The sequence below is a fragment of the Streptomyces xiaopingdaonensis genome (assembly GCF_000262345.1).
GTDB lineage: Bacteria > Actinomycetota > Actinomycetes > Streptomycetales > Streptomycetaceae > Streptomyces > Streptomyces xiaopingdaonensis.
Genome location: NZ_AJTQ01000319.1, coordinates 1 through 11,399 on the forward strand (window position 1 = coordinate 1; position 11,399 = coordinate 11,399).

10 protein-coding genes and 1 pseudogene are annotated in these 11,399 nt (G+C 71.6%); 3 read left to right on the forward strand and 8 right to left on the reverse strand.

Going from position 1 to position 11,399, the window contains the following annotated elements:
* Window positions 1-666, forward strand: a pseudogene (locus tag UWG_RS0124600) (hypothetical protein); the annotation flags it as partial.
* 7 nt (window positions 667-673) lie between these two features.
* Here the strand turns inward: UWG_RS0124600 and UWG_RS0124605 are convergent.
* The 4 genes from UWG_RS0124605 to rlmN form a co-directional block, all read right to left on the reverse strand.
* Window positions 674-1,708 carry an ABC transporter ATP-binding protein gene (locus UWG_RS0124605; RefSeq protein ID WP_016909858.1) on the reverse strand — a complete coding sequence of 345 codons (1,035 nt, stop codon included), beginning with the start codon at window positions 1,706-1,708 and terminating at the stop codon, window positions 674-676.
* Window positions 1,708-3,408, reverse strand: a complete 1,701-nt coding sequence (locus UWG_RS0124610) for an ABC transporter permease (RefSeq protein ID WP_193386476.1) — start codon at window positions 3,406-3,408, stop codon at window positions 1,708-1,710. Before UWG_RS0124610 ends, UWG_RS0124605 begins: the two co-directional genes overlap by 1 nt.
* On the reverse strand, window positions 3,384-4,448 hold the full coding sequence (locus tag UWG_RS0124615) for a thiamine ABC transporter substrate-binding protein (protein WP_016909860.1): 1,065 nt from the start codon (window positions 4,446-4,448) through the stop codon (window positions 3,384-3,386). Before UWG_RS0124615 ends, UWG_RS0124610 begins: the two co-directional genes overlap by 25 nt.
* A gap of 150 nt (window positions 4,449-4,598) precedes the next feature.
* Window positions 4,599-5,705: a dual-specificity RNA methyltransferase RlmN gene (gene rlmN, locus UWG_RS0124620; protein ID WP_016909861.1), complete on the reverse strand. Its 1,107-nt coding sequence runs from the start codon at window positions 5,703-5,705 to the stop codon at window positions 4,599-4,601.
* A 192-nt stretch (window positions 5,706-5,897) separates the two neighbouring features.
* Here rlmN and UWG_RS0124625 point away from each other — a divergent pair, with 192 nt between their 5' ends.
* Window positions 5,898-6,734, forward strand: coding sequence for an alpha/beta fold hydrolase (locus UWG_RS0124625; protein ID WP_016909862.1), 837 nt, complete (start codon window positions 5,898-5,900; stop codon window positions 6,732-6,734).
* Between the two features lie 22 nt (window positions 6,735-6,756).
* Window positions 6,757-7,290, forward strand: a complete 534-nt coding sequence (locus tag UWG_RS0124630) for a TetR/AcrR family transcriptional regulator (protein WP_016909863.1) — start codon at window positions 6,757-6,759, stop codon at window positions 7,288-7,290.
* Window positions 7,291-7,513: 223 nt separating this feature from the next.
* Here UWG_RS0124630 and UWG_RS0124635 read toward each other — a convergent pair whose 3' ends face one another.
* The 4 genes from UWG_RS0124635 to tsf all read right to left on the reverse strand — a co-directional run bounded on the left by UWG_RS0124635 (window position 7,514) and on the right by tsf (window position 11,280).
* The gene (locus tag UWG_RS0124635; RefSeq protein WP_193386477.1) at window positions 7,514-8,752 is read right to left on the reverse strand and encodes a phosphatidate cytidylyltransferase; all 1,239 of its coding nucleotides are present in this window, start codon (window positions 8,750-8,752) and stop codon (window positions 7,514-7,516) included.
* 31 nt (window positions 8,753-8,783) lie between these two features.
* A complete protein-coding gene (gene frr, locus UWG_RS0124640) occupies window positions 8,784-9,341 on the reverse strand; it encodes a ribosome recycling factor (RefSeq protein ID WP_016909865.1) in 558 nt (185 codons plus the stop codon).
* A 192-nt stretch (window positions 9,342-9,533) separates the two neighbouring features.
* Window positions 9,534-10,286: a UMP kinase gene (gene pyrH / locus UWG_RS0124645; protein WP_016909866.1), complete on the reverse strand. Its 753-nt coding sequence runs from the start codon at window positions 10,284-10,286 to the stop codon at window positions 9,534-9,536.
* Between the two features lie 157 nt (window positions 10,287-10,443).
* A complete protein-coding gene (gene tsf / locus UWG_RS0124650) occupies window positions 10,444-11,280 on the reverse strand; it encodes a translation elongation factor Ts (protein ID WP_016909867.1) in 837 nt (278 codons plus the stop codon).
* Window positions 11,281-11,399: the final 119 nt, after the last annotated feature.

Sequence of the window (11,399 nt, forward strand, 5' to 3'; positions counted from 1 at the left end):
TTCCCGCGCCCCGACTCCGGGCCGGCCTTCGGCGCCGGTTCCCTCCCGCGCGGCGCCGCCGGCGCGGAAGCCGTCCCGTACCTCGCCGGGCTCCTGTGGGGGGTCGCGGCGCTCGCCGCCGGGCTGTCGGTCGAGGTGTACGCGGGGCGGAGCGCCACCGGTGCGCGGGCGGTGCTCGTCGGCGTCGTCGGGGGGTGGGTGCTGATCGTGCTGGGGCTGGCCGTCGTGGCGCCGGGACTCGCCCAACTCTGCGGGCGGCTCCTCGCGTCGTGGCGTCCAGGCGCGCTGCGGCTGCTCGCCGGGCGGGCCTTGCATGGAGAGGCGCGCAGCGTCGGGCAGCCGCTCGGACTCGTCTGCGGCGTCGTCGCCGGTGCCGTCGCAGCGGCCGAGGTGCACGGTTCGCTGCCCGCCGCGCTGGGGCGGATCTCGGGTCCGTTGACGGCGCTGGGTGCCGGGCTCGTCGTCTACTGCATCGTCGCCAGCGCCCTCACCGCGCTCGTCGAGGCGCGCTCGGGACGTGCGCACGCCAATGCCGCGCTCTTCCGCTTGGGCGTGCCCCGGCGCACGCTTCGACGCGCCTTCGCCGTACGGGCGTTGCTCTTCCTCGGCTTGCTGGCCGCGCTCGCCTGGGGGGTCGGCGTCCTCGCCGCGCTGCCCTTCGGCTGAGCGGCGCTCACGCCCCGCCGAGGAGTACCAGTTCGTCCGGGTCGAGGGTCGCGCCGACGACGTCGCCCTCCTCGGGCGCCTCGCCCAGCGGGCACGACGCTTCGAGCGGCGGCCCGTCGCCGGCCGGGCGCAGCAGCAGTGCCACCGTCGAGCCGCTCCCTCCGCGGAACGTCCGCGCCTCCACCGTGCACCGCAGCCCGGCCTCGGCCGGGCCGAGGCGCACCCCGGTGGGGCGGACGAGCAACCGGACCTCGCCGTCGGGCCAGTCGGCAGGGGCGGGTGCCTTCCCCCACGGAGTGGCGACGCCGTCGCCGTGCACGGTCGCGGTGACGACGTTCTCGAAGCCGAGGAAGCGCGCGACGAACTCCGAAGCGGGCTGTCTCCAGACCTCGAGCGGCGTGCCCTGCTGGGCGATACGGCCCTCCTCCATCACGACCACCCGGCCCGCGAGCGCGAACGCCTCCGACTGGTCGTGCGTGACCGCGAGGGCGGTGGTGCCCAACTCGGTGAAGATCCGCCGGAGTTCACGCGTCAGCCGCTCGCGCAGGCCGCGGTCGAGCTGGCCGAGCGGCTCGTCGAGCATGAGCAGCCGCGGCTGCGGAGCGAGCGCCCTGGCGAGCGCGACCCGCTGCTGCTCGCCCCCCGAGAGGGAGGCGACGGCCCTGCGCTCGGCGCCCGGCAGGCCGACGGCGTCCAGGAGTTCGGCCACCCTCCGCGCGCGGCGCTCGGCGGGGACGCCGTGCATACGCAGCCCGAAAGCCACGTTCCCGCCGACGTCCCGCTGCGGGAAGAGCTGCTGGTCCTGGAACATCAAGCCGACGCCCCTGCGGTGCACGGGCACGCGCGCCTGGTCCTGCCCGGCCAGCCGGACGGCGCCGGACTCGGGCTCCTGGAGCCCGGCGACGACGCGCAGCAGCGTCGACTTCCCACTGCCGCTCGGCCCCAGTACGCAGACGATCTCCCGTTCGGCGACGGCGAGTTGCACCTCCTGCAGCGCCGCGCGTGTGCCGAAACGGACCGTCACCCCGTCGAGCTCGAGCATCAGAACTCCCCTGCGCTGTGCGTGCGTACGCGCTCGAGCACCAGCAGAGTGGCTCCGCAGACCACCATGAGGAGGGTGCTGAGCGCCATCGCCTGACCGTAGTTGGCCTCGCCCGCGCGCCCGAGGAACCGGGCGACCGCGACCGGCAGCGTCGGCGCGTCCGGACGCGCGAGGAAGACCGTGGCACCGAACTCGCCGAACGAGACCGCGAAGGCGAACCCGGCCGCGACCGCCGCCGAGCGGCCCACCATGGGAAGGTCCACCTCCCGCCAGACCCGCAGCGGCGAGGCCCCCAGGACGGCGGCGGACTCCCGCAGGCGCACGTCGACCGCGCGCAGCACGGGCAGCAGCGTGCGGACGACGAAGGGCACCCCGACGAGCGCCTGCGCTAGCGGCACGAGCAGCCAGCTCTCCCGCAGGTCGAGCGGCGGTTCGTCGAGCGCGACGAGGAAGCCGAACCCGACCGTGACGGCGGAGGTCCCCAGCGGAAGCATGAGCAGCGCGTCGAACCCGCGCACCAGCCGGCCGGGGCCGCCTGCACCCCTGCGCACCGTGAGCGCCGTGGCCGCAAGGCCGCCGACGACGAGCGCCAGCACCGTCGCGGCGGCGGCGTAGGCAAGGGAGTTGCCGACGGCGGCGATCGGGGGCACGGGGAAGGTGGTGTTCCCCGCGTCGGTGAAGAGCTGCCGGTAGAAGGTGAGGCCGTAGCCGTCGGGAGTGTTGAACGAACGCTCGACGAGGACCGCGAGCGGTGCGACCACCAGTACGCCCACCACCCCGAGCACCGCCCAGAGCAGCGCCCACTGCCCGCGGCCCCGCGGAGGGTGCGCCGTCTGCTCGGCCGGCACCAGGCTCAGCGTCGACTCGCGCCTCCGTACCGTCCGCGCGTGCCAGGCGAGGAGGGCGGCGACGACGAGGAGCTGGAGGAGGGTGAGGACAGCGGCCGTCGGGAGCTGGAAGAGGTCCGCGGTCTGCCGGTAGATCTCCACCTCCAGCGTCGCGTACCGCGGCCCCCCGAGGATCTGCACGATGCCGAAGGAGGTGAACGTGAAGAGGAAGACGATCAGCGAGGCGGCCCCGATCGACGGTGCGAGCGCGGGCAGCACCACACGCCGCCACGCCGCGGCCCGGCCGGCGCCGAGCACTCTCGCGGCCTCCTCCTGCCGCGGGTCGAGCTGCGCCCACAGGCCGCCCACCGTGCGGACGACCACCGCGAGGTTGAAGAAGACGTGGGCGACGAGGATCGCCCAGACGCTCGTGTCGAGCCGCACCCCGAAGAGACCGTCGAGCACACCGCCGCGGCCGAGCAGCGCCAGGAAGGCCGAGCCGGCGACGACGGTCGGCAGCACGAACGGGATCACCAGCACCGCGCGCAACAGCCGCTTCCCGGGGAACTCCAACCGTGCGAAGACGTACGCCGCGGGCACGCCGAGCGCCAGCGTCAGCGCGGTCGAGGCCGCTGCCTGCCAGAGCGTGAACCACAGCACCCGTCCGATCGCCGGGTCTGCGAGCACCTCACCCAGTACCGAGAACGCCCAGGTCCCTTCGGGCCGCAGCCCGCGGCCGACGATCGCCGCCACCGGGTAGGCGAAGAAGAGCCCGAAGAAGGCGAAGGGAACGGCCATCAGACCGAGCCGCACGAGATTCCCCGACGCGAACCGGCTGCTGTCCCGGGCTACTTCACGACGAGCGAGGTCCATGCCTTGACCCACTGCTCACGGTTGTCGGCGATCCGCTCGGGCGCCATCGTCGCCGGGTCCTTCGCCTGCTCCCCGTACCGGGTGAAGAGCTCGGGCAACCGCGCGTCCTCGCGTACGGGGTTGACGAACATCTGGAGCGGCATGTCCTCCTGGAACTCCTTGCTGAGGAGGAAGTCCAGCAGCTCCCGTCCGCCCTCGGCGTTCTCCGCACCGTCGAGCAGGCCCGCGAACTCGACCTGCCGGAAGCAGGTTTCGCTTGCCACGCCTGTCGGCGCCTGCTTCGGCTTCGGTTCAGCGTCGACCACCTCGACCGGCGGGCTCGACGCGTACGAGACGACGAGCGGCCTGTCGCCCTCGCCCTTGCCTCCGCGCGAGCCGGAGAAGCGGTCGTTGTACGCCTGCTCCCAACCGTCCACGACCTCGACACCGTTGGCGCGGAGCTTTTTCCAGTAGCCCTTCCAGCCGTCCTCGCCGTACTCCTCGACGGTGGCGAGGAGGAAGCCGAGGCCCGGCGAGGAGGTGGCGGCGTTCTCGGTGACGAGCAGGTCCCGGTAGGCGGGCTTCGTCAGGTCGTCGAGGGTGCGCGGGGGTTCGAGATCCTTCTCGGCGAAGTACTTCCGGTCGTAGTTGACGCAGATCTCGCCCGAGTCGACAGGGGTCACCCGGTTCCTGTCGTCTGCTCGGTAGCGCTCGGGGACCTTCTCCAGGTCCTTCGCCCGGTACGGCGTGAAGATCTCCTGGTCCAGAGCCCGGGAGAGAAGAGCGGTGTCGACGCCGAAGAGGACGTCCCCCTGCGGGTTGCCCTTGTTGAGCGCCGCCTGGTTGACCATGGCTCCCGCGTCACCGCCGCTGACCACCTCGACCTCGTAACCGGTCCGCTCGGTGAACTTCTTCAGGACGCTCTTGGAGACGTTGAACGAGTCGTGGGTGACGAGCCGCACCGTCTTGCCGTCGTCCCCCGAGCCCGCACCGCAGGCCGCGAGGAGTGAGAGGGCGAGAGCAGTGGAGGCCGCGGCTGCGCGCCGGACATACCTGTGCATCTGATGTCTTCGACTTCCTACCCGGCATGACCCGGGCGAGGTTCGAGGGTCTGCGGACGTGTGCACGTCCGCACTCTCAGCGCCTGGGGCGCTCCCCTGTCGGATGGAGTGTGTACGTTCGAACCCTAACACCGAGTCCGAACGCCTCACTCAGCGTTGGCTCGCCGCCAACTGCCCGCAGGCGCCGTCGATCTCCTGACCCCTGGTGTCGCGAACGGTCACCGGCACCCCGTGCGTCTCCAGCGCGCGCACGAACTCCGCCTCGTCCTCGGGACGCGACGCCGTCCACTTGGAACCGGGCGTCGGGTTGAGCGGGATCAGGTTCACGTGCGCCCGCCTGCCCTTCAGGAGCCGGCCGAGCAGATCGGCGCGCCACCCCTGGTCGTTGATGTCGCGGATCAGCGCGTACTCGATCGAGACGCGCCGCCCCGACACGTCGGCGTACCGCCAGGCCGCGTCGAGCACCTCGCGGACCGTCCAGCGGGTGTTGACGGGGACGAGGGTGTTGCGCAGCTCGTCGTCGGGGGCGTGGAGCGAGACGGCGAGCCGGCAGCTCAACCCCTCGTCGGCGAAGCGGTGCATCGCCGGCACGAGGCCGACGGTCGAGACGGTGATGCCGCGCTGGGAGATCCCCAGCCCGTCGGGCGCCGGGTCGGTGAGCCGGCGGATCGCGCCGAGCACCCGCTTGTAGTTGGCGAGCGGCTCGCCCATCCCCATGAAGACGATGTTGGAGAGCCGCGCCGAACCGCCCGCGACCTCCCCGTCACGCAGCGCCCTGGCGCCGTCGACGATCTGGTGGACGATCTCGGCCGTCGACAGGTTGCGGTCGAGACCGGCCTGGCCCGTCGCGCAGAAGGGGCAGTTCATGCCGCAACCGGCCTGCGAGCTCACGCACATGGTGACGCGGTCCGGGTAACGCATCAGCACCGACTCGACGAGGGTGCCGTCGTGCAGGCGCCAGAGCGTCTTGCGCGTCGCGTCGTCGTCGCAGCTGATGTGGCGTACCACACTCATCAGCTCCGGCAGCAGCTCCTCGGCAAGCCTTCCGCGCGCGGCAGCCGGGATGTCCGTCCACTCCTCGGGCCGGTGCGCCAGCCGTCCGAAGTAGTGCTGCGAGAGCTGCTTGGCGCGGAACGGCTTCTCACCGATCTCGGCGACCGCCTCGCGGCGCTCCTGCGGCGTCAGATCGGCAAGGTGCCGCGGCGGCTTCTTGGCGCCGCGCGGCGCGACGAAGGTGAGTTCTCCGGGTGCAGGCATAACCGTTCCAGTGTGGCAGACGGGGGAGAGTGCCCCTGGCCGGCGTCGCGCGGGCCGTGAGCACCCCGCGGCGTCGGCTTCCCCCGACGGCCGGTCGACGCGGGCTCGTTGGCCGGCCTTCTCGCTGCACGATTGACCGTCATAGTTAAAGCCATTAGCTTGTAGCTAACGCCATTAACCAAGGGGGAAGCCATGACCGAGTACCTTTCCGTCGACGGCGGCACCATCGCCTACGAGGTGACCGGTTCCGGGCCGCTCATCGTTCTCGCCCACGGCATGGGCGACAGCCGCGACGCCTACCGCGCCGTGATCCCCGCGCTGGTGGAGGCCGGGTACCGGATCGCCGCCGTCGACCTGCGGGGCAGCGGCGAGTCCGGCGTCGACTGGCCGGCCTGGAGCCGCACCGCCCTCGCGGGCGACCTCCTCGCCGTCATCCGTCACCTGGGCGGTCCGGCCCTGCTCGTCGGCCACTCGATCTCCGGCGGCGCCGCCACCATCGCGGCGGCGCAAGAACCCTCGCTGGTCACCGCAGTTGTCGAGCTGGCGCCTTTCACCCGCAAGCAGTCGATCGGCCTCGGCGACCTCCGAGTGAAGCGCGTGCGGCAGGGCATGCTGCGGCTGCTCGGTGCGGGCATGCTCGGCAGCGTGCGGCTCTGGCGTTCGTACCTCGACGTGGCCTACCCCGGCGTGAAGCCGGCCGACTGGGACGAGCGGCTCGGCCGCATCGACTCCCTGATGCGCGAGCCGGGCCGGATGAAGGCCTTTCAGGGCATGGCCCGCAGCGCACCGACCGACGCCGGCGACCAGCTCGGCAACGTCGAGCGCCCGGTCCTGGTGATCATGGGCACGCTCGACCCCGACTGGGCCGACCCGCAGGCCGAAGGCTCAGCGATCGTCGCGTCCCTGCCGTCCGGCCTCGGCCGACTCGAGATGCTCGAGGGCGCCGGGCACTACCCGCACGACCAGTTCCCCGACGAGGTGGCTTCGCTCCTGCTCGCCTTCTTCCGGTCGGAGGCCGTGCGTGCCTAGGGCCGGCCTGAACCGTGCGACGGTGGTCGCGACCGGTGCAGCCCTCGCCGACGAGGTGGGGCTCGCCAACCTGACGATGGGTTCGCTCGCGCAACGAGTGGGCGTGCGCACCCCTTCCCTCTACAAGCACGTCGGCGGCCAGGGCGATCTCAACCGGCGCATTGCAACGCTGGCGCTGACCGAGCTCGCCGATGCCGTCGGCAGCGCGGTGCAGGGCTGTGCGGGCAGGGACGCCCTGGCGGCCGCGGCGCGCGCCTTCCGTACCTTCGTCCTGGAACACCCCGGACGGTACGCCGCGACGCTCGGCCTGGAGCCGTCAGGCCCGGACGATCCGATGGCCCTGGGGAGCCGGCGGCTGCTCGACGCGTTCACGGCGGTCCTGCGCGGCTACGACCTCGACGTATCCGACGTCGACCACGCGTTGCGCATGCTCCGCAGCCTCTGCCACGGCTTCGCCACCCTGCAGGGGGCCAACGGCTTCCAGTGGAGCGCCGACATCGACGAGAGCTTCGAGTGGCTGATCGCCTTCGCCGATCGGGGCCTGCGCACCCTTTGACGCGGCACCGGGCGAGCCGCGCCCGCCGGGGCGCCCGCGCCGGGCCGGGTCGAAGAGCGTACCGGCGTGCTCGACTCCCCTGGTACGGGCGGAAGTTGGCGACAGTGCCCGCGAATCCACCGGTCTCCGGGTGTCGCGGGGGCGCGCCGGCCCGTCCCCCGGGCCGACGAGGCGCAAGGGAGCCCCCTCAGCCGGCAGGGGGCTTCTCGCGGACGGCGCAAGCTCAGGTCGTGCCGACGAACGCTGCGAGGAGGACCCAGACGACGGGCGCCGTCGGGAGGAGCGAGTCGAGTCGGTCCATGATGCCGCCGTGGCCCGGGAGGAGGCTGCCCATGTCCTTGATGCCGAGGTCCCGCTTGATCATGGACTCGCCCAGGTCGCCGAGGGTCGCCGTCACCGCCACCGCGAGGCCCAACAGCAGCCCCTGCCACCATGTACCGCCGTCGATGAGGAACTGGAGACAGAGCGCCCCCGCCGCCATGGCGAACGCGATGGCGCCGGCGAGCCCCTCACGCGTCTTGCCGGGGCTGATCCTGGGGGCGAGCTTGTGCTTGCCGAACCACCAACCCACCGCGTACGCACCGGTGTCGGCGACCACCGTGAGCAGCAGGAAGACGAGCACCCGCCAGGCACCGTCCTCCGGCACCAGCATCAGGGCCACGAACGAGGCGAGGAAGGGGACGTAGAACGCGGCGAAGACGCCGGCCGTGACGTCCCGCAGGTACTCGGTGGGCGAGTCCGTCATCCGCCAGACGAGGACCGCGAGGGCGGTGAACCCCATCGCCACCCAGGACGCCTCGGCGCCCCACGCGTACCCGACGACGACCATCGCGGCCCCGCCCACGGCGAGCGGGACCAACGGCGCCCGGATGTCCTTGCGTTCCTTCAGCCGAGAGGTCAGCTCCCAGAGGCCGACGACCACGGCGACGACGATCACGCCGACGAAGACCGGCTTGTAGAGCAGGAGCGAGGCGACCACCACCGCACCGAGGGTGACCCCGACCCCTATCGCCGCTCCGAGGTTCCGGCCTGCGCGCTTCTTCGGCGCCGGTTCGCTCGCCGGCTTCGCGGTCTCCTCACCGGAGCCGGCCCGTCCGCCCGCCGCCGTGCTTCCCGCCGGGGCGGGGGCTCCGGCCGACGGGACGTCCGCCGGACGCGGGGAAGCGCCCGGCGTGCGCGGAGGCGCGTGCGGGGCCGCCGACTCCGGTGCGCCCTCGGACGGCGTCCCCGGAGCGGTGCCGCCGGGCTCCGGGCGGTCGTGCCGCGGGCCGCCCTCCTCGAAGGAGCCCCGCGGTGACACCGCGGGGGCGGGTCGGGTCTCGGCGAGTTCGTCCCCGCGCACCTCGGGCGTCACAGCGTGCCGAGGCTCGGCCGAACCGCCGCCCACGCCGGGGGCGTACGGCCCCGCGGCTCCGGACGAGCCGGCGTTCGGAGACGGCGCTCCCCAGGATGGTTCGTTCACTGATTGCAGCCTTCGACCTCGGACGTGGAGCTCAGACTTCGAGCAGCTCGGCTTCCTTGTTCTTCAGCAGCTCGTCGATCTGCGCCACGTGCTTGGACGTCGTGTCGTCGAGCTCCTTCTCGCCGCGCCTGCCCTCGTCCTCGCCGACCTCGCCGTCCTTGACCGCCTTGTCGAGCGTCTCCTTGGCCTTGCGGCGGATGCTCCGGATCGAGATCTTCGCGTCCTCGCCCTTCGCCTTGGCGACCTTGATGAACTCACGCCGCCGCTCCTCGGTGAGGTCGGGGAAGACGACGCGGATGAGGTGGCCGTCGTTGGACGGGTTCACGCCGAGGTCGGAGTCGCGGATCGCCTGCTCGATGTTGCGCAGCGCGCTCTTGTCGAACGGGGTGACGACGGCCATACGCGGTTCGGGCACCGAGAAGGACGCGAGCTGGTTGATGGGCGTGGGTGTGCCGTAGTACTCGGCCACGATCTTGTTGAACATCGCCGGGTGCGCACGGCCGGTGCGGATCGCGGCGAAGTCCTCCTTGGCGACCACGACCGCCTTCTCCATCTTCTCCTCGGCCTCGAGGAGGGTCTCTTCGATCACCACGTGCTCCTGGTTCGATGAATGAGCCTGACCGCCGGTCCGGGTCCCCGGGCGCGGCAGTGCCCTGATTCCTGCACGGTGTCCGACCGGCAGGCCGTTGTCCATCCCCGTACCGTGCCGTTCGTACGCCACGGTGTTGCCCGACGCCCCGCCGCTGCGCACCACTGTTCGGTACGCACGAGCGCGGGAGAGTCAGGCCCTGATGCCCTGGTTGCTCACCAGGGTGCCGATCTTCTCACCCTTGACGGCCCGCCCGATATTGCCTTCCGCCAGCAACTCGAAGACCAGAATCGGCAGTTCGTTGTCACGGCAGAGGGTGATCGCCGTCATGTCCGCCACCTTGAGGTCGCGCGTGATCACCTCGGCGTACTCCAGCGAGTCGTACCTCGCCGCGGACGGGTTCTTCGCCGGGTCCGCGTCGTAGACGCCGTCGACGCCGTTCTTGCCCATCAGCATCAACTCGGCGTTGATCTCCAGCGCGCGCTGCGCCGCGGTGGTGTCCGTCGAGAAGTACGGCATCCCCATGCCGGCCCCGAAGATGACGACCCGCCCCTTTTCCAGGTGGCGGATGGCACGCAGCGGGATGTACGGCTCGGCGACCTGGCCCATGGTGATGGCCGTCTGCACGCGGGAGTCGATGCCCTCCTTCTCCAGGAAGTCCTGGAGGGCCAGGCAGTTCATCACCGTGCCGAGCATGCCCATGTAGTCGGAACGGGCCCTGTCCATGCCGCGCTGCTGGAGTTCCGCGCCGCGGAAGAAGTTGCCGCCTCCGATCACCACGGCGATCTCGGCCCCGTCCCAGACGACGGAGGCGATCTCCCGAGCCATCTTGTGCACGATGTCGGGGTCGACGCCGAGCCCGCCGCCGCCGGCGAACGCCTCCCCGGAGAGCTTCAGCAGGAAGCGCCTTCGGCCCTCGCTGTCGTTGCCGTTGTCCTTGCTCATGGATCTCTCCTCGTGCACATACCGAGGAGGCCACTGCCGAGTGAACCCTCGCGGTTCTCGCTGCGGCAATGGCCTCCTCGTCACAACTGCCTGTGCCGGACCCTACCGGGCCCGAGCCGGGTCGCGTTCCTCACCCGGCGTGCGGTGTACGGAGGTGTCAGGCACCGACCCGGAAGCGTGCGAAGTGCTTCACGCCGACGCCGGCCTCTTCCAGCACCTTCTCCACCGACTTCTTGTTGTCCTTGGCGAAGGGCTGGTCGAGGAGGACGTTCTCCTTGAAGAAGCCCGTGACGCGTCCCTCGACGATCTTCGGCAGGGCCTGCTCCGGCTTGCCCTCCTCGCGCGCGGTCTCCTCGGCGATGCGCCGCTCACTGGCGACGGTCTCCTCGGGGACCTCCTCGCGGGAGAGGTACTTCGGCCCGAAGGCGGCGATGTGCTGCGCAACGTCCTTGCCGGTCTCGGCGTCCGCCTTGTCCAGCTCCAGGAGCACGCCGACCTGCGGGGGCAGGTCCGGGTCGGTGCGGTGCAGGTAGTGGGCGACGTAGGCGCCGGAGAACTGCGCGAAGCGGTCGAGGACGATCTTCTCGCCGAGGTTGGCGTTGGCCTCGTCGACGTACGCCTGGACGGTCTTGCCCGGCTCGATCTCCGAACCGAGCAGCGTGTCGATGTCGGCGGGGCTCGTCGCGGCGGCGTGCTCGGCGAGCGCGTTGGCGGCGGCGAGGAACTTGTCGCCCTTCGCGACGAAGTCCGTCTCGCACTTCAGCTCGACGAGGACGCCGGTGCTCTTGTCGTCCGCGACCAGCGCCACGACGGCGCCGTTCTCCGCGGAGCGGCTCTCGCGCTTGGCCACGCCCTTCTGGCCCTTGACGCGGAGGACCTCGACGGCCTTCTCCACGTCGCCCTCGGCCTCGTCGAGCGCCTTCTTGCAGTCCATCATGCCGGCGCCGGTGAGCTCGCGGAGCTTCTTGACGTCAGCGGCGGAGTAGTTCGCCATGGTCTGTGATTCTCTTCCCGGAAAGTCGATGAGGATGGTGCGGCCGGCGGCGACGCACTACCGCGTTCCGCCGTGCCGGCCGCTGCTCCACGCGCGCGGTACGGCGGGGGGTACCCCCC